Origin of the sequence: Nostoc sp. PCC 9305 (assembly GCF_963920915.1) — a bacterium.
Lineage (GTDB): Bacteria > Cyanobacteriota > Cyanobacteriia > Cyanobacteriales > Nostocaceae > Nostoc.
This window is the reverse complement of the sequence record NZ_CAWUDN010000014.1, coordinates 41869-60709: the sequence shown is the minus strand read 5'-3', so window position 1 is coordinate 60709 and position 18841 is coordinate 41869. Positions and strand designations below refer to the sequence as shown.

At 40.7% G+C, this 18841-nt stretch carries 18 protein-coding genes; 10 read left to right on the top strand and 8 right to left on the bottom strand.

Annotated elements, in window-relative coordinates; genetic code table 11:
- Window positions 1-328: 328 nt before the first annotated feature.
- The gene (locus tag ACM0OX_RS07815; protein ID WP_414514381.1) at window positions 329-2083 is read right to left on the bottom strand and encodes a ShlB/FhaC/HecB family hemolysin secretion/activation protein; all 1755 of its coding nucleotides are present in this window, start codon (window positions 2081-2083) and stop codon (window positions 329-331) included.
- A 590-nt stretch (window positions 2084-2673) separates the two neighbouring features.
- On the bottom strand, window positions 2674-4449 hold the full coding sequence (locus ACM0OX_RS07810; RefSeq protein WP_414514406.1) for an SWIM zinc finger family protein: 1776 nt from the start codon (window positions 4447-4449) through the stop codon (window positions 2674-2676).
- Between the two features lie 429 nt (window positions 4450-4878).
- On the opposite strand from ACM0OX_RS07810, the gene lpdA reads away from it, so the two are divergent.
- The 4 genes from lpdA to ACM0OX_RS07790 all read left to right on the top strand — a co-directional run bounded on the left by lpdA (window position 4879) and on the right by ACM0OX_RS07790 (window position 9038).
- Window positions 4879-6303 (top strand): dihydrolipoyl dehydrogenase, encoded by a 1425-nt coding sequence (gene lpdA / locus ACM0OX_RS07805; protein WP_414514380.1) that lies wholly within the window; start codon window positions 4879-4881, stop codon window positions 6301-6303.
- A 97-nt stretch (window positions 6304-6400) separates the two neighbouring features.
- On the top strand, window positions 6401-7291 hold the full coding sequence (trpC, locus tag ACM0OX_RS07800) for an indole-3-glycerol phosphate synthase TrpC (RefSeq protein WP_414514379.1): 891 nt from the start codon (window positions 6401-6403) through the stop codon (window positions 7289-7291).
- Between the two features lie 243 nt (window positions 7292-7534).
- Window positions 7535-7786: a DUF5340 domain-containing protein gene (locus ACM0OX_RS07795; RefSeq protein WP_104907996.1), complete on the top strand. Its 252-nt coding sequence runs from the start codon at window positions 7535-7537 to the stop codon at window positions 7784-7786.
- A 589-nt stretch (window positions 7787-8375) separates the two neighbouring features.
- Complete coding sequence (locus tag ACM0OX_RS07790; RefSeq protein WP_414514378.1) at window positions 8376-9038, top strand: carbonic anhydrase; 663 nt, start codon at window positions 8376-8378, stop codon at window positions 9036-9038.
- Window positions 9039-9415: 377 nt separating this feature from the next.
- Here ACM0OX_RS07790 and ACM0OX_RS07785 read toward each other — a convergent pair whose 3' ends face one another.
- The 4 genes from ACM0OX_RS07785 to ACM0OX_RS07770 form a co-directional block, all read right to left on the bottom strand.
- Window positions 9416-9574 carry a YqaE/Pmp3 family membrane protein gene (locus ACM0OX_RS07785; protein ID WP_289794807.1) on the bottom strand — a complete coding sequence of 53 codons (159 nt, stop codon included), beginning with the start codon at window positions 9572-9574 and terminating at the stop codon, window positions 9416-9418.
- Between the two features lie 141 nt (window positions 9575-9715).
- Window positions 9716-10063, bottom strand: coding sequence for a translation initiation factor (locus ACM0OX_RS07780; RefSeq protein WP_322735908.1), 348 nt, complete (start codon window positions 10061-10063; stop codon window positions 9716-9718).
- A 176-nt stretch (window positions 10064-10239) separates the two neighbouring features.
- Complete coding sequence (locus ACM0OX_RS07775) at window positions 10240-10734, bottom strand: ureidoglycolate lyase (RefSeq protein WP_414514377.1); 495 nt, start codon at window positions 10732-10734, stop codon at window positions 10240-10242.
- A gap of 115 nt (window positions 10735-10849) precedes the next feature.
- Window positions 10850-11869 (bottom strand): RpoD/SigA family RNA polymerase sigma factor, encoded by a 1020-nt coding sequence (locus ACM0OX_RS07770; protein WP_257235816.1) that lies wholly within the window; start codon window positions 11867-11869, stop codon window positions 10850-10852.
- A gap of 1044 nt (window positions 11870-12913) precedes the next feature.
- Here ACM0OX_RS07770 and ACM0OX_RS07765 point away from each other — a divergent pair.
- Window positions 12914-13354: an RtcB family protein gene (locus ACM0OX_RS07765; RefSeq protein ID WP_414514376.1), complete on the top strand. Its 441-nt coding sequence runs from the start codon at window positions 12914-12916 to the stop codon at window positions 13352-13354.
- A gap of 271 nt (window positions 13355-13625) precedes the next feature.
- Here ACM0OX_RS07765 and ACM0OX_RS07760 read toward each other — a convergent pair whose 3' ends face one another.
- Window positions 13626-13931, bottom strand: coding sequence for a hypothetical protein (locus tag ACM0OX_RS07760; protein ID WP_414514375.1), 306 nt, complete (start codon window positions 13929-13931; stop codon window positions 13626-13628).
- Between the two features lie 504 nt (window positions 13932-14435).
- Here ACM0OX_RS07760 and ACM0OX_RS07755 point away from each other — a divergent pair.
- The gene (locus ACM0OX_RS07755; protein WP_414514374.1) at window positions 14436-14564 is read left to right on the top strand and encodes a hypothetical protein; all 129 of its coding nucleotides are present in this window, start codon (window positions 14436-14438) and stop codon (window positions 14562-14564) included.
- A gap of 432 nt (window positions 14565-14996) precedes the next feature.
- Window positions 14997-15173: a hypothetical protein gene (locus ACM0OX_RS07750; RefSeq protein ID WP_414514373.1), complete on the top strand. Its 177-nt coding sequence runs from the start codon at window positions 14997-14999 to the stop codon at window positions 15171-15173.
- Between the two features lie 113 nt (window positions 15174-15286).
- Here ACM0OX_RS07750 and ACM0OX_RS07745 read toward each other — a convergent pair whose 3' ends face one another.
- Window positions 15287-15619: a hypothetical protein gene (locus ACM0OX_RS07745; RefSeq protein ID WP_414514372.1), complete on the bottom strand. Its 333-nt coding sequence runs from the start codon at window positions 15617-15619 to the stop codon at window positions 15287-15289.
- A 328-nt stretch (window positions 15620-15947) separates the two neighbouring features.
- Between ACM0OX_RS07745 and ACM0OX_RS07740 the strand changes: the two genes are divergently transcribed.
- From ACM0OX_RS07740 to ACM0OX_RS07730, 3 genes are all read left to right on the top strand, one after another.
- Window positions 15948-16514, top strand: coding sequence for a Rieske 2Fe-2S domain-containing protein (locus ACM0OX_RS07740; protein WP_414514371.1), 567 nt, complete (start codon window positions 15948-15950; stop codon window positions 16512-16514).
- A gap of 138 nt (window positions 16515-16652) precedes the next feature.
- A complete protein-coding gene (locus ACM0OX_RS07735) occupies window positions 16653-17438 on the top strand; it encodes an HAD family hydrolase (RefSeq protein WP_414514370.1) in 786 nt (261 codons plus the stop codon).
- A gap of 175 nt (window positions 17439-17613) precedes the next feature.
- Complete coding sequence (locus tag ACM0OX_RS07730) at window positions 17614-18792, top strand: DNA double-strand break repair nuclease NurA (protein ID WP_414514369.1); 1179 nt, start codon at window positions 17614-17616, stop codon at window positions 18790-18792.
- The last annotated feature ends 49 nt before the right edge of the window (window positions 18793-18841 follow it).

The following is an 18841-nucleotide window of genomic DNA, read 5'->3' as shown; positions in this document are numbered from 1 at the left end:
ATATGGATTAATACAGCAGCATTTGAAGGTTGATCCAATCTAGAATACTGCCAGATAACTTGTCTCTTCCAATATTTGTATACTCCCAATGGCAGATGTATCTATCGACTAAAATAACTAAATCTACTTTTGTATCATTCTATAGATAGTAGAAATAACTATTTTACAAAGTTATTATTCAACTTAATTAATGCCTGAAAAACGTGTATGCACCCTGGAATCATAACCCAGGGTCTTTTTTATAAAAACTTAGATAATCTTCATATTTTCATCATTGACTACTGTCTATCCCCACCTCAACTCTTACTAAAGTGGAGATGGACAGCGCTTAAAAAGGATTATAGAGTAAACTAAAGTACAGACCGTTTTCTTGTAATGTTCTCTCATTTGAGTTAACAGATACCAAAGGAATACCCCAATCAAGACGAACGGTGAAGCGATCGCCCTGTGCCCAACGCAACCCCAGACCAACAGCAGCTAAAGTATTATGGTCGGGATTATCTTTACCAGAAGTATTCCAGCCAACACCAAAATCCACAAAGGGGATAACCTGTAAGATGCTATTTATCTGCGGTAAGCGCAGAATTGGTACTTGAACTTCCGCAGAAACAAAAGTGCCATTATCCGTCAGCAGGTAATCTTGACGATAGCCGCGAATGCTATCCTGCCCACCGATGCCAAATTGCTCTATCGGTAGAAGTTTTGTAGATGCTAGTTGCGTATTTAAACGTAATAACAATAAAGTTTCAGGAGCTAAAAGGCGCGCCCACTGCGCTTGCCCTTGCCAAGCAAAAAAACGGCTATCGGGAGCATCTTGATTAACTGTGGCATCCAACACATCTATGCCCAAACTGAATTGAGAGCGTAGGGCGATGACTTCACGACTGTTACGACTCGTCCATTCTTGAAAAAATCGCAACGCCGATACCCTAGTGCGTCCCTCATCATCAGCACCAGGTGAAAGTTCAGAGGCGGGAACCCCTTCTCTCTGTAAAAAGGACGAGATATCACTTTCGCGTCGGGAAGCTGTTAACCCTAAAGCGAATTCTTGTGTAGGAGTTTGGATTATTGGCTGGCGGAATGTCAGTTCGTAGTAGCGAGAAGACGATTCGATATCTAGGAAGTCGAAAGGAGGCTCAATGACATTGCTCGACGTAGTACCATAGTTCAAGGTAACGGTTCCGTTGCGGGGATTAAGAGGCAATGTGTAACTAGCATCAAAGGAGTTGCTACCATCAGTATTGGTGTAGCCTACACTCAGACCATCCCCCAATCCAAGTAAGTTGGCTTCATTTAATCGTAACCCACGTCGAAAACTGCCAACGCTAGGCGATCGCCCATTATCAAGAACTATTTGGCCACTAAAGGTTTTTGCCTCACTGATTTTAATTTCCAAAAGACTCGTACCCGTCCGCGATCCTGCTGAGAGTTCAGCAGTCACGTTTTGAATCAAAGGATTAAGTTGCAGCAGTTGCAGGGCTTCTAATAGACGCTGGCGATTCAGAGGTGGTGATGTCGCGATTGCTAGTCGGCTACGGACATAATTCGGATTCAGCCGCCGAGTCCCAGTTACCTGAATATCTTCTAATTTACCTTCGACCACCTGAATTTTGAGAACACCAGATTGGATTGTTTGAGGTGGAATATAGGCACCAGAAGTAATGTAACCCTTTTTGACATATAGATCGGTGATTTTAGAACGTGCTTGATACACTTCAGTCAGTGAGATCGGTCGTTTGGTAAATTCAGCAGTGGCGAGGGCTAATTCTTGGGCACTGAAAACTGTGCTACCAACAACTTCAAAGCGTTCAACAACAATAGTTTGAGGAAAGTTACCAGGGAGTGGTGCATCAGGTGTGGGAGTTGGGGCAGAGGGTGGAAGTAGTTCTGCTGGTGGGGGGAGTGGCTGTGGCACTTCAGGTGAGGGAAGTGGTGAGGGTGTTGTGGGTGGTTGGATATCCTGTGGTGGTGGTGGTGGTGGAATTTGTTGTGATAGGGTGAAATCACTAGTTGGTAATTGTGTAGTATCAACAGCCTGAGCTTTCAGTGGACTTAAAGATGTACTGCTAAGTAATAGAAGCATACTCAGCGGTAAGCAGGACACTATAAGATTCTGAGGGTATTTATCAATCATCGCACTGGACTATTTTTTGTCAGTAACTATGGGATTATACGGGGACTGCTTCAGATGTGAATCTTACTTCATCTTTTGTCGCTAAAGTTGATATCTTGAGCAAATCTCAATTTAAAAGCTAAATCATCTGGTGATTGCAGATTTAAAAGTATTAATGAGATATCTGGTGAAATTAAATTAATTATGCGTTGCCCGAAATCCTTGGTAGGCAAAATTTATGTAGTCAAAGGCTTCCCGTACCACTAGGTGGGAGCAAGCTATGCGCGTAGCATCTCCGTGCTTCTTTTGCAGTTTAAATCTGATAAGTATCTAAGCATAAATAAATTTATTGTTTGTAGTAAGGACTTTAGTCCTGATAATCCTTGCTCTGAGCGATAAATCGCTCACTACAAACTAGGAGTTTATTTTATATTTAATTATGTCTACCTACTTACCAAATTTCTGATTTAGTATGGTGCAATCAGTGTAGGTCTTTCTGTTGTGCGTCTCTGAAAGACAAGCCTACACCGCTCATTGCAACCTCCTACCTGCTACCTTCTTCACTGCATACCGCTTTGCTGAAACATTCCCATCAATTTACGTTTACGAGCGTGGGTTTGCATCAAGTTTTCCCGATAGCTTAACCAGTCAGCTTTCTTTCCAGATGCCAAGTAGGCATTACGCGCCTTTTTCAACCATTCAACCGCGTAATAATAGTATTCGGCTTTACCTGCATCCATAATCTTTTCAGCACGGCGACGAGCATTAGCAATCACCCAACCAGGATTATGAGGGATAGCAGCATCCATGACTCGGTGAATTAACTCTGAACGATCGGAACTTAGTTCACTAGCGATCGCAATTGCATCATCAATTAGCCCCTCATGCAAGAATATATCTACCTTGGCTGATTCTGTTCCCCAACCACTATAAGTACGGACAATTCTCAGCAGGTCTGTTTTGACACTCTCCCAGTTTTCCCCAGCCAATTCTGCCATCCTTTGGTAATCCACAAAGGAGGGCTTCATTTGAAAAGCTGCCTTGATTGCTAATAAAGCCGCTTCACTATTACCCAACTCACTAGCTAAATCACTTGTCCAAATTCCCAATTCATACTGACAATTACCTGGTAAATTTAATCCACTCTGGGCTATATCTAATGCTTGCTGTAATGCTCCCTGAACGCTGAGTGTTTTCGCCAGGGCAAAGGCTTCTTCCATTGAGTTCATCTGGGTTTGAGCAGCATCAATTGCTTCTTCCACCCTGCCTAAACGCCCCAACATTGTCAGATATTGCTGAGTTTGCCCTTCCGCTTCTGCTAAATACAGGTATTCTTGATAACGTTCTTGACGTTCGAGAATTTTCAGGCGAATTAATGCCAAATCATCAGCATAATCTGGTACGTCTTCTTCCCAAGCTCCCCTTTCAGTAATATTGCCTTGGAGAACTTGTACCAGCGGCGGATAGTCCCAACCTTGGCGTAAAGCCTCCATAACTAGACCAAAATCAGCATTCCACTCATCTTGCCAAGCTTCCAAATTTATTTGAATATCAACTTTTTCTTCTGGAGTAAGTTCGGCAATCAGAACTGCTTCACACCAAGCATTATTTAATTCCCCGACAACTTCATCATTTTCAGCCCCGTATTCGGCAACATCATCCCAATTTTCCGCACAGGTAGAGGTAATCGCTTCTAAAATAGCGATCGCATTTTCACCTTCTCCCCGTTCGCTAAAATCTACCGCAGTTTGCACTACACTCAGCAAATCTTCGCCAATCGGGTCTTCTTCGTATCCCTCCTCAAAGTAGCGCACGGTATCCTTGAGAATCTGCCGTACTTGCCGCCGAAACGGAGCGGGATCGAGAGTACTGCGGCGCAAGGATTTTATGGTTGTTTGGTTGTCAGCAGGATTCGTCATCCAACTTACATGACGGTCAATTGCCTCAATTAGGGGGGGGTATTCTGCTACCAACTCTTGCAGCAGCCTTTGGGTTTCGATATAATTCAGGCGATTTAGTAGTTCCTCTAAGGTAGGGCGCTGCTCAATATTTTCGGAGTTACGCGCACAAACGAGCATCGTCGCGACAATGTGTTTGCACCACCCTTCATAGTCGTAGGCACAGGTGCATTTTACTGAGGTTAACCCACTGCTATCGAAATTCAGGTTGACATGATAAGGTCTAGCTTGAGTGCCTGTAACCTCTGCCTGAACCAGATGACCGCGTTGGATAACGGCATTGACAGCACCAGCGTTATAATATGCCTCGCCCCGCTGGAAAGATTTGGCGTTGGCATGACGGCGGATAGTAAATTCACTAATTTGGGGAATAGACATCGAGCGATCGCCTGCGTAAATCTTCTGGATCAATCCTAAATCCAGCTTAGTGTTACGCTAACGCGCTGTAAAGGAGAAAGGTGTGGAGATTCTGAATGAGACTGCAATTTCTATTCATTAACTAGCTCAGAACTGGGAATCAGCTTCATTACCCTGCAAATACTCACTTAATTTCTTGTCGCTTTTCTGGGAAAACCAACCCATATAATGAAAATATCCATATTTTCGCCAGAAGTGAGTGAATCATAATTTTAGTTAGCAATACCCAAACCTGAAATCAGTGAACAGTCAACAGTAAACAGTCAGGGTAATGTAAGGTAAGGGATTTAGAGTTCAGCGATAAAACTGATAACTGATAACTGTTAAAAGGGTTGCGCTGATTGTCGGTCAAGTTGAGAATAAATAGGCGAAGCAGACGGGGAAACTAACGTGAGTCAAGGATATGATTACGATTTAGTAATTATCGGCGCTGGTGTAGGCGGACATGGCGCAGCCTTACACGCCGTAAGTTGTGGTTTGAAAACAGCAATTATTGAAGCTGCTGATATGGGAGGAACCTGTGTTAATCGGGGCTGTATTCCTTCTAAAGCACTGCTGGCAGCATCTGGACGCGTGCGGGAGTTACGCAATGCCCACCACCTCAAGTCACTAGGAATTCAAATTGGTAGCGTAGAATTCGATCGCCAAGCGATCGCTAATCATGCTAACGATCTCGTCTCGAAAATTCAAGGCGACTTAACCAACAGCCTCAAACGTCTAAAAGTCGATATTATCAACGGTTGGGGAAAAATCGCTGGGGCGCAAAAAGTCTCTGTTACCGGAGACGGTGGTGAAAAAACCATCACAGCCAAAGACATTATTCTTTCCCCTGGTTCAATTCCTTTTGTGCCTCCAGGGATTGAAGTAGACGGTAAAACTGTCTTTACCAGCGATCAAGGTGTCAAATTAGAGTCGTTACCAGACTGGGTGGCAATTATTGGTAGTGGTTATATCGGTTTAGAATTTTCTGATATTTACTCAGCTTTGGGTTGTGAAATCACCTTGATTGAAGCCCTAGATCAGTTAATGCCAGGATTTGACCGCGATATTGCCAAACTTGCCGAACGGGTGCTAATTACTCCCCGCGATATTGAAACGAAAGTCGGGATATACGCCAAAAAAGTTATCCCCGGTTCACCTGTGGTGATTGAGTTAGCAGATTTCAAAACCAAAGAAGATGTAGATGTCATCGAAGTAGATGCCTGCTTGGTGGCTACGGGACGCATTCCAGCGACCAAAAATCTTGGTTTAGAGTCTGTGGGTGTAGAACTCGATCGACGGAATTTTATTCCAGTAGACGATCGCATGGCAGTGCTATCAGCAGGTGAAGTCGTGCCGCATTTGTGGGCAATTGGCGACGCTAATGGGAAGATGATGTTAGCACATGCGGCTTCTGCTCAAGGCATCATCGCGGTAGAAAATATAGTTGGGAGGGAAAGAATAGTAGACTATCGCAGCATCCCAGCAGCGGCGTTTACCCACCCAGAGGTCAGCTATGTAGGCTTAACTGAAACAGCAGCTAAGGAGTTGGGACAAGCCGAAGGATTTGAAATCGCCACAAGTAGGAGTTACTTCAAAGGAAATTCCAAAGCGTTGGCAGAAAATGAAGCCGACGGTATTGCCAAGGTGATATATCGCAAAGACACCGGAGAAGTTCTAGGAGTCCATATTTTCGGACTACACGCCTCAGACTTAATTCATGAAGCGTCAGCTGCGATCGCCAACCGTCAATCTGTCCACAATCTTGCACATCTAGTTCACGCCCACCCGACACTTTCCGAAGTCCTAGACGAAGCTTATAAACGAGCCATTTAGTCATTTGTCCTCTGTCATTTGTCCTTTGCTAATAAACAAGGACAAATGACTAATGACAAATGACTAATGAACAATGACCAATGACTAATGACAAATTATGCAAATCCGTCGTCGTTCCCCTAACCCAGCTATTGATGTATCGATATTACGTTATCAGGCTATCGTGCCTGATGCAGCGCCAAACAACATTTTGGAGGAAATTGTCTGGCAGAAAGAAGTAGAATATGACCAAATGCGGGAAAAGGTTCCTTTACAGCAATTGCTTAAGCAGGTACTCACTGCACCGCCAACCCTTGATTTTGTTGCCGCTTTGCGCCAAGGGAAGACAAAGCCAGCATTGATTGCCGAAGTCAAAAAAGCTTCTCCCAGTAAAGGCGTTTTCCGAGAAGATTTTGACCCAGTAGCGATCGCCAAATCTTATCAGCAAGGTGGTGCTAGTTGTCTTTCTGTACTCACAGATACCAAGTTCTTTCAAGGTAGTTTTGATAACTTAGCCAAGATTCGCGCTGCGGTAGACTTGCCCTTACTATGTAAAGAGTTTGTCGTTTATGCTTACCAAATATACTTGGCGCGAGTTCAGGGTGCAGATGCTATTTTGTTGATTGCAGCTATCCTGAGCGATCAAGATTTGAAATACTTCCTCAAAATTGCTAACAACCTGAAAATGGCAACCTTGGTTGAAGTCCATAGTTTGGCAGAACTTGACCGTGTGTTAGCCTTAGATGGAGTCTCCTTGGTAGGAATCAATAATCGCAATTTGGAAGATTTCTCTGTCGATCTGCAAACTACTTGCCAACTTTTGGCTGCAAGAGGTAGACAATTGCAAGAGAAAAATATCCTTGTTGTCAGCGAGTCAGGACTACACAACCCAGAAGATTTGAGTTTGGTGCTGACAGCAGGTGCATCTGCTGTACTCATTGGAGAATCTTTGGTAAAACAACCAGATCCCGGTGCTGCGATCGCTCGTATATTACCGAGGAATTTTTGAAAGAAACACCCCAACTGCCCTAAAAGGCGCAGGGCAACTGCACATAATAGTTGAGCAATTGGGCACACTATGCGTATACACCCAGCACTTTGCTATCAAATATCATCAATATCTTTGCCAAATCTTCATTGCTAATCAAATCAAAGCCATAAGCAACTAGTTATTTATTATGTAACAATTTATTAACAAGAAACAAACTGTGACTAATACAAAATCCCAAATATGAAATCAAAAGTTAACTTCATGGAGCAAATTCCTCTACCTTCGCCTATTCACTACGAACTTATACTTCAACTCTTAGAAAGACAAACTATGTTAGCGGTCAATGATAACCCAGATTTACGGCATCAGGTGAATCAGCTAATTATTACTCTCCGTAAAGCTGCTGTACAGCAAAAGCGACTAGAAGAAATTTGCGAGTTTTCCTCTGTAACTATCGATCACCGTTGGTCAATCAACCATCATAATGGTAGCAAAGTTGTTGCCCCCGATTGAAGTTGATAACCTAAATATTTCAACCTCAAAATTGACATCTTTGTTAAGTTAGCTTCCCATCATCAGAAAGTGTCTTTGTTTATTCAAGTGGCAGTGTTAAAAAAACTACTGCATTTAGTTAACTCAAATGCGCGGTTTAGAGTGTAATTTCAAAGAATTTACATAGATTCTGCTGACAAAACTTTCTCTACTTTGCAAAAATATCTAGAAATAGTAGGTGAAGATTTTAAATCGACAGTCTCAATGCTCAGACTTTAATTAATATAAATCTTAATTTCTTGAGCTACTGTCCTCAAGTTATACATAATTATTTTTTCTATAACTACTAACTTATAGCATTTCCTAATAATATCAGGTACATTCATAGTCCCCTCTTTGCTTGCAGGGAGGGATTCAGGTTCTTACAACTCACTCAAGCGAGAATCGCTATGGCTTTCAAAAATTTATACAAAAATACTATTAATGCTGTAGATAAAAATTGTCATCTTTAGAAGATTTTAGTTCTGAGAAAGTTCATCTTGATTTAGACAAAACTGTATATAAGTTAAAATAAAATATTGATGAGATTCTCTCTCGAATTTGATGAAAGATGAAATACAACAGCATTGATGAACTCCTCAGAAATAATCAAGCTTGGGTTGCCGAAAAGCTAGCTCTAGAACCAACTTACTTTCAAGAATTATCTAATGGACAAACACCACCTTTTCTATACATTGGGTGTTCTGATAGTCGTCTGGCATTAACAAAGTTTACCCGTACTGAACCAGGAGAGTTATTTGTACATCGTAATATTGCCAATCAAGTTTCTCTAACGGATATAAACTTTTTAGCCGTTTTAGAGTACGCAATTTTACACCTGAAAGTGGAACACATTATCGTTTGTGGTCACTACGATTGCGGAGGAATTAAGGCAGCTTTAGAAGGGAGAACTATAGGAATTCTTGATAACTGGGTAAATCCGATTCGGGAACTGTATTTAGAGAAACAAGAAGAAATTGATGCCTTGCCAACAAGAGAAGAACGTCTGAATCGCTTGGCAGAAATCAATGTTGTGGCGCAAGTGAAAAATCTTTACCAAACTTCCATCATGCGTCAAGTACTCCATGAGCGAAAAGCGCCTATGGTTCATGGCTGGGTACTAGATATACGCACTGGCCTAATTAAAGATTTAAACGTTTCAACTGTGCAATGGCAATTGCACATCTGCCCCTTGCTTCTAGAATTTAGACTCTATGCCATGTTAAAAAATTAGACTTAATTCGGTATTTAAGCTGTTCCACATTTAAATTGCATAATTACGGCGGGCAAGATGCCCACCCCACATGAGTTATATAAATTTTAGATATGCAAACTAGATGTAGTTTAGCTTACCGCCACACAAAAGCTGACATTAAAGACTTGATAAATATTGTTTTTACAACTTTTTTTATTTAGATATCGGGTTTTCTTGGGTAGTATTTAGTATATTTCAAAAATTAAAGTAGTATTCTTAGAGATTTTTGTTTAATTAAAGTTACGAATACAAAGTAGTTAATTTCATGAAACTTTTTTTATAGAGGCAATTCATAAATTGCCTCTACAAGAATCAGTAACACAGATATTGGTACACTTAACCTACTTCTACAAAAATTATTTCTTAGCAATTATCCATATTGCATGAATAATTCCAGGAATGTAACCAAACAGCGTCAAAAGTATATTAATCCAAAAGTCTACACCAAAACCTACTTGTAAAAAAACTCCCAAAGGCGGTAGGAAAATGGCACACAGAATCCGAACTAAATCCATTTAAACCTCCTATTAATCTCAGAAAAGACAGCTTGTTGGCAAACTAATTTACCACTATTCAAGCATATTTGTACCTTTCAAAGATAACATCTCCTCTCTTAATCTAGATTGCGGTTAAGATACGGTAAACCGCACTCAAGATTAGCCACCGCTAATTTTGGCTTTGTAACCTAGCTTGGTCAAAATCTCGACAATTTTCTGTTTGTGTTCGCCCTGAATTTCAATTTCGTTGTCTTTAAGTGTCCCACCTGTGCCACACTGGGTTTTCAACTGCTTCACCAAATCTGCTAATGTTTCGGGTTTGGCTTGAAAACCGCTAACGACTGTGACGGTTTTGCCTTTGCGTCCTTTGCGGGAAGCTTGTACTTTCAGATTTTGTTGTTGTGGGGGTAGTTCTGGAATCGGTCTTTCTGTGGCTGCGGAGTTGTCATTGCCAAATTCGCGGTAGACAAAGCTTTTGTCAGAAGATTGAGACTTGGAAGAAGACATAAAATGAATGTTTAAGAAAAATTTCAAAGGCAGTGGAAACTTCTACGCAACCATTCTGCTAGGATACAATTTCTAGGCTAACATTACACATCCATACATCATAACCAAACTGACGTAATACTTGAACTAATTCAGGAAAATGGCTTATCTATATCTAGAATTAAACCTAATCTTACCTAAACCATCTCAAACTCTAATTGATGACTCTTGAGAAAATCATGGGTGAAATGATCCACCATATTTGTATCAGCTAGTTCCAAATTATAAAAATCCACAGCTTCATGGTCAAAATGGGGGCCAGCGTGCCAAGTACCCTCATGTAGCTTGATAAAACAATTCCCCGGAATGCGGAAAGCAGCAATCTCTTCTAATGCTGGTTCATTCACATCATTATGAGGAGGACAAACTGCAATTAACCAATCCTTCCCTTCCAAAGAACCCAGACATTGAGTGCATTGCACATGGCGAGTAATTTTGTAGAACTTTCGCCCTATATTCTCCAAACGCATAATATAAAATCGTGGAATCCCATTTTGCAGGTTTAACTGGGCATCTTCCCCATCGTAAGTTTTGCCATCAAGACTTGCAAAAATAACCTGTCCATAAGGCCGAAAGTTTTCAGAAGTCACCCATTCTACCTGCAATTGTTGCACTGTCTTTGGTGTACTCATATCAAATCTTTGAGAGAGATTATTTAGATTTATTTTCCCCCAGAATGACTGAATTTTATACAGCCATTATGGTGACTTCCTGAGTTTCAATGCCTTAAATTATGAAAAAATAACTTTAGCTAGCTAGATAACTACGTACTTGTTCCTTTTGGCGTCGGAGAAGACTGAGAGCTTTTTGTTCTATTTGACGCACCCGTTCTCGACTAATACCCATGCGATCGCCAATCTGTGCTAAAGAAAGTTCATACCCATCCGTTAGACCAAAGCGCAGGGTTAATATTTCTCGCTGCTGAGGAGACAGCTTTGCCAATAAGTCTTGTAAATCTTGGTGAAGAGATTCTTCAACGGCATAATCTTCAGGAGAAGGGCCATCATCCTCCAGTATGTCTTGCAATTCTGTATCTTGTTGTTCGCCAACTCTCGCCTCTAGAGAGAAGGGTTGACGAGCTAAGTACAAACACTCTCGAACTTGGCTAGCTGTCAAAGATAAGGCAGTGGCAATTTCAGCAGTAGTAGGAACGCGACCTAACTGTTGAGATAATTCTCGCTGTACCCGTTTAATTTTGTTCAGTTTTTCAAAGACGTGGATAGGTAAACGAATTGTACGTCCTTGTTGAGCGATCGCTCGTGTGATTCCTTGACGAATCCACCAGTAAGCATAAGTAGAAAACTTGTAACCAAGAGCGGGATCAAATTTATCCACCCCTCGTTCTAAACCTAAAGTACCTTCTTGAATTAAATCCATAAATTCAAGGTTCCGGTGCTGGTATTTCTTTGCCACAGCTACCACTAACCGGAGATTAGCCTGAATCATTTTCTGCTTGGACTGGTGCCCTAAATTTAGCTGTTGCTCTAGCACCTCTACACTCAACTCCACCCGATCTGCCCATTCTTGCAGCGTGGGTTCATGGTTTAATTTCACAGCCAATTCTTCCTTAGCAGCTAATAAATTCATCATCTGCTGCACTTGTTGGGCAAAAATAACCTCTTGTTCGCGAGTCAACAAATCTACACGCCCGATCTCTTGCAGATAACTACGCACAATATCATCTGTCGCTCGAGGCTTTTTATCTGCGGCTAAACTTTTTTTCTTCGTTTTTTGAACTTCGGTATGTAAAGATGTTAAGTTGCTCATGGTTATTTGCTCCTCTGTAACCTCATCAATTTATTGGTATCAAGTCTAGATATTCAGACCCACAGCCATTTCACACTGCTAATCAATAGATATCTTGCAAAAGTACTTAACACCCCATTCCTTAATTTCCTTCCCGCTTTCGGGGAGGGGTGACAAAGCTACGCTTTGGTGGGGTGGGGTTCTTAATTTGTAATTTATGCAAGAGGTCTAATCAATTTGCAACACGGATGAATTCTGGTCTATGATACATTACAAGTTAATTCTTGGAGATAATAAACCCAAAATCAACCCACCCCTTAATAATAACATCATCACCAGTCACAAATCAATTACCTAAAGTATCATTAGCATATCCTTTGAAGTAATTACATTCTTTTATCATTGATTTTTGCATATTCTAAAATACAATAGCAATTAAATTTAGTATAATGATCCAATGCAGTTTCTGGAAAAAGTAAAAAATATCGAGTAGCGATTTAATTATCTAAAAGATAAATTATTAATAGCAACTCTGAAAATATCACAAAAAATTAATTTATTGAAGTGCTCATAGTCTGCTTATCAATAGATGCAATCTTATTAAATAAAAACTTATTAAATATAAAATATCCATTTTTAATGTCATTTTTTTTGTAAGAAAATCTAAGCATATCAAGTCAGGTACATAGTGGGCGATCGTTAAAGATTAAAGAAAGAACTTTTCCTGTTCCCCTTATTTAACTCTCTTCCGTCAGTCTTAGAAAATTAACGAATTTTCGGCGTTTCAGCCAATGAAAATTTAAGGCTTTACCCCAGAGTGACGGAAGAGGGTTAATAACAGCTTTCTTGAAGAATCTGGTCAAATAAACCATGTCTACCTTGACAACCGTAGTTTTTTGGAATTAGGTTAAAGCTCAGAAATGAAGCCACAAACGAATAATACACTCTCCTTAAAAACTCCAGGTTTCAAAATGAACGGGGTTTACTTAGTAATTAGGCATCTAGTGAAATTAATTATGCGGTATCCAGAACACTTGCACAGACGTAGCACTCCTACATCTGCGTTTGCGGGAAGTATACAAAAATGTCAAAGCACCTTTAGTTTATGACTTGCCCTATAACATTACCTTACTAGAAGGCGAAGGATGGGTAACACGCAAGGGCGGTTGTCCTGCCAATACAGGACAACCAGTGATTATCCCTGGTTCAATGGGTGCTTATTCTTATCTGATGGTGGGTAAAGGGAATTCAGCATTTTGTAATTCGGCGTCACATGGGGCGGGAAGAATTCGTTCTCGCTTCGACCTCAGTCGCAGAGGTGTATCTCAAAGTGAGACAGAACTGGGACTAACTGGAGTAGACTGTATTACCCTGCGTGAAGAACGCCGAATTGAGGAAGCACCTGCTGCCTACAAACCGATTCAGTCTGTGATTGATGTGCAAGTTAAGGCAGAAATGGTAGACGTTGTGGCGCGATTGAGTCCGGTGTTGACGTTTAAGGCGTAGATGGCCAAATAAAAAGCCCCTGGTGTTTACCAGGGGTTATCCATCTTTATTCCCTCATCTAGAATGGCATCTGTGAAGCGATAGTAAATCCGTATTAATGCGATAAACGCATATCAATGATGATTATTTTGCAATCGGCTAGCTTAGATAGGAATTTACTTAGTTTTATGGATGAGAGCGATGTCTACAACGGATGGGCTACGCCTACGCTTTTTTGCCAAATTAGGCAATAGTTCTAATTGTTTGTATAACTTCTGAGTGCAATCTCCATTCAAAACATGGGATTGTGTTCATTATCCCAACACTTGCGATCGCTCCAATGTCTGCCAGTATGTTCGCATTCAGATGCATTATCTATCCAAGGAATCGATGTAGAGTGGTACGAGTTTCCAATGGCAGCAAATAAGCTAGCACTGAATAAGGGTAATAATAAGGATAAAATTATTAATGTACAAATTGGTAGAGTGATTAAATATCCAGTGAGCAGTACAATGTTGCTATGAGTCAAAATAAATGTACCTGTATTCTTGTTTTTTTGACGAGTTTTTAAGCTGGTTCTTGAATTCGATAAATGCATAATGCAACCCTATTAATACCAGTTTATATAACAATCAAATTTGATTTCTAAAAGCCAAGCTAACTAAGAGCAAGCCCGATTGGGTTTTGCTCTCAGTCTATTTAGCAAAAATCAAATATGAGTCTTATACAAGTATGGATTTTTACGTAAGAACATTATTCAGGCTATACACTCTGATGTCAAAGCTACAAGTGATGACTTCTTAGAACTTTTAATTTGTGGGCGTAAAAAAATGTTTTACGTGAAAATATCTTGAAGTTTTGGCACTCGCTTTTGTGTAAATACTGACAAACTTCACTCACAGCCTTCTTTCACAGATACAGCAAAAATACTGATATATTGCTGGATATTTATATATAGCAGTTTTCAAGTTGGTGAGGTACACAAGCTAAGTCTATTATCCAGACAGAAAGAGTGTTTTACTTCTGAATTCTGCTGTATCTGTATCTGATACCAAAATTTGGTGTAATCCTGGCAGAGTAGAAGTAGCACTAATTCTTTTTTATGCCTAGAGATGATAAATCCGAAGCTTCACAAAAGAGTGCATCTGCGATCGTTGGTTATGAAGATTTTTTAACTGAACTAAAAACACGAATTTCTAGCGCTCAGTTACGAGCCGCAGTTGCAGTCTAATAGACCTCTGCAAAAGTCTCTAACACCCTACCCCCAACCCCTCCCCGTTTGCGGCTACGGTGTACACACAAGTCTTCTAGAGTTGCACCACAGCCTTTTGATCCCCCCAACCCCCCTTAAAAAGGCTACGGTGTACACACAAGTCGAAAAAAGCTTGATTGTTCCATTCTTCTCTCGTTTATCTCGAACACAAGCTCTACATGGGAATGCTCCTCGTGGAGGCTCTGCCTCCAGTCTGGCATTGAGTCAGAGACTCAATGAATGCATTCCCAGCCGGAGACTGGGAACAAGGAAAGTCTTATCAAGCTAGGTTTTTAGGACTTGTGTGTACACCGTAGCTTAAAAAGGGGGGGCGCAAAAGTTATCAATCGTCTGACTTACAGAAAGCTTTTCCAGAAATAGAAAGCCTTTTCGCTTCGCAACTTCAAGTATATGCGGGCATTTACCGAAGCTTATGCAGATGAGCAATTAGTGCAGCAAGCTGCTGCACTAATTGCCTGGAGTCATGACAAAAAAACTGAGTTCTCATCAGAAGAAATAGAAAACGAAGTTGCAAAAATTCGGAGCGAAATAAATGCTAATACAACTAAAGATTCTGATTTAATTTAGAGTGTATTCCAATGCAGAGAAAAATATCTTCAATCTGCTGTCAGCGCGAGACGCAAAGAAGCAGAGAGTATTTGATAACTTCTCTGTGCCCCTGCGTCTTCCATAAACTACTACTACCAAATTCGATTTCCATTTTCATCAAGTCGTGCCTGCCGAATTACGTCAGAGATTTCTTCAGCATCTTTAACGTGATGGAGTGCCTTCTTTTCGCCGTTGGGTTCATCCACAACAAAGTAAGTCGGGACTGTGATTCTGTCGCCTGTAATGTCTGGTACATCATCAACAGCTGCCTGTTTAGCCTTCTCTTCAATTGATTGAGGCTTATCGGAAATTCTATCTCCTGGATTCGCAGTTAAGTTTCTTTCGTTCACATCTGGCTTATCACGAGAATCTCGATCTTCGCTTACTGGTTGATTAATTTGATTTTCTTGATTTTTATCGCTCATGGCACTTTCAGTTATTAAAACATGTTGCTTGACTAACAACAGCTTAAAAAATCAAAGGCATAAAGAGTTCTTTCTCTGGAGAGAGTTTGAGAATATATTTTGAAGAGATTTTGTGAGGAACATATCTTAGGTTATAGCCTAGCTCTGAGGTTTATAAATAACCTCATACTCCAGAAATAAATAATAATTAAAAATTAAAGCTTAGGCACATCTATTAAAAAAAGCCAATTTTATGAAAATCAACCCACAGTAAACACAAATGTACATTAATATTAATGCGATCGCACCGTAGTATATTAGTAGACCTTTCTTGGTAAATCGAATCATCATGGAAGATTCTTCTAGTAATGGCAAAATTCCAGCGAAGATAAAAACGCGCCGGGATTTTTTAACCTATATGCTAGGTACTACAGTTGCATCAGTAGCTATCGGATATCTTTTTCCCAAATTCAGCCAAAGTCGTGAGATAGACCTAGAAACCCTTTGCTCGCTTTATCCCAAGAATTCACGCTGTCAAAATTATCTTCCAGGATCGGTGGCACTGGCTGAAGACGGCAAGCAAATTGAAGCTAATGCACTATTAGCAACCGCAAAGCCAGGAATTCCGATTCTCGTAAAAGGCTTACCAGATCGTAGCGTTGATTATCTGATTATTCAAGACGGGCCACAGATTGCTGAGTACGCTATCAGTCCAATCTGCACCCATTTAGGATGTACAGTCGAGTGGGATCTTGAGGAAAATCACTTTATTTGTCCTTGTCATGGATCTCAATACGATTCTCAGGGTCGAGTTGTTCGTGGCCCAGCTAAACGTTCATTACCACTAATCACTGTAGTAGTCAAGCAAAACCAAATTCGTTTAGTCGATCGCAAACCTGCTGTAGATCCTCGTTAACCTACCAGTAAAAAATCAAATTTAACAATGCCACCATACTTTTTCAGCAAATTTATGAATTATAAAAGACTAACAAAAATTACTGCATCATTTAAATTTGTCGGGTAAGCTGACAACAGCAGTTTCATTCTCAAACCAATGACCGCAAGTAGTCCCAAAATTTTAGCCCTGGACTTTGATGGAGTGATTTGCGACGGATTAATTGAATACTTTGAGGTAGCATGGCGTACCTACTGTGAAATTTGGTCTTCTGCTAACGATACACCACCAGATGATTTAGCTTTGAGATTCTATCGACTAAGGCCTGTTATTGAAACAGGTTGGGAAATGCCCATTTTAATTAAAGCCTTGATAGATGGAATTTCTGATGAAAAGATTCTGCATGAATGGGTGAGTATTGCACCACAAATTTTGTTAAATGATAAGCTCCAAGCAAGAGAAATTGGTGCGAAACTAGATAATCAGCGAGATGAATGGATTACCACGGATTTAGATGGTTGGCTGAGTCTGCATAGATTTTATCCGGCTGTAGTCGAAAAAATAAAATTAACTATTGATAGTGGAGTTAAGCTATACATTGTGACAACTAAAGAAGGACGTTTTGTACAGCAGTTGTTGCAACAAGAAGGGGTGAATTTACCACCTGAAGCAATCTTTGGAAAAGAAGTTAAGCGTCCCAAATATGAAATTTTGCGAGAATTAATTCAGTCATCAGAAGACAAATCAGTTAGTCTCTGGTTTGTAGAAGATAGACTCAAGACATTACAGTTAGTCCAACAACAAGCAGACCTTGAGGATGTAAAACTTTTCCTGGCGGACTGGGGCTATAATACCCAAGCAGAAAGGGAATCTGCTCAAAACGATCCGCGAATTCAGTTGTTATCACTTTCTCAGTTTGCCAAAGATTTCTCAGCTTGGCTTTAATGTATTAAATATCTCGTGAAAAAGAGACGTAGCTCTGCTACGTCTCTACAAGGATTCTGAATAATGCATATTTAATTTGTGAACGTATATATAATATAAATCAAACTATGTGTTTTATAAATTTAGGTGAAATAATAACTTACAAGTATTCACTCCTCACTTCGCACTTACTTTTATGCTTGACCTAACAAAACTGGCGCGACAAATGCAGGGTTTAAGCCAGCATCTTACCTTAGAAGCTGCTGCCAGTCGTCAGCGTTTAGAACTGGCACAACAACATTTAAAAAATGCTTACGAGTCTCAACAAGATTTAATTGATCGCCAGGAAAAATGGCGCGATCGCATTCTCTTTGCTAATGCTACCCCAATCGAGCCGCTAGAAACCTGCATCAATATCCCAGTTCCCCCAAAAATTCATACTGTCATCGCTACCGATGGTTCCCAAATTGCCCCCAACCATCACGAAATTGCTTACTGTTATCTGCTAAATATTGGCAGAGTCGTCTTGCACTACGGACAAAATCGCCATCCGCTACTCGATAGTTTGCCAGAAGTATTTTACCGCCCAGAAGATTTATATATGTCTCGGCAGTGGGGAATTAGAACCGAGGAATGGATGAGTTTTCGCCGCACTGCTTCCGAAACAACGGTGTTAGCAGAACTTGCGTGTAGTGCAGCACAAGCGGAAACGCCAGCGCTAGCAATGGTAGATGGTTCGCTAATTTACTGGTTTTTAGAACAATTGCCGATGGATGCACGCGATCGCATTTTACCCCCCATTCTAGAAGCTTGGCAGCAGATGCGTGATGCTCGAATTCCTTTAATGGGCTATCTTAGCGCCTCTCGCAGCATTGAAACAATGAACTTTTTACGGTTATTAGCTTGTCCCCATCCAGCGCCAGACTGTAAAAGTCATTGCCCAAATCAGCTAGAAAAAGTACCTTGTAAAATTTTTGAACAGTTGCGAGATACTTCTGTTTGGGCAAGCCAACTCAAACCAGGACAACGCAGTACTCTGTGGCGCAGCAATTCCCCCATTCTCGAACTTTATGGCGATCAAACAATTTACTTTTGCTACGTCCACGTTGGCACTGAAATCGCCCGAATCGAAGTTCCGGCATGGGTAGCCGAGAATGCAACCATGTTAGACCAAGCATTGGGACTGATGTTAGCACAAGTGCAAAAAGGGTATGGTTATCCTGTAGCGATCGCCGAAGCCCATAACCAAGCAGTAGTAAAAGGTGGCGATCGAGCGCGTTTCTTTGCTCTTCTCGAACAACAAATGATTAAAGCTGGTTTGAAAAACGTGGGAACTTCCTACAAAGAAGCCAGAAAGCGCGGGAGTATTGCTTAAAATAATTTGTAATTCGTAATTCGTAATTGAATTCTTAGCTACTTAAGGA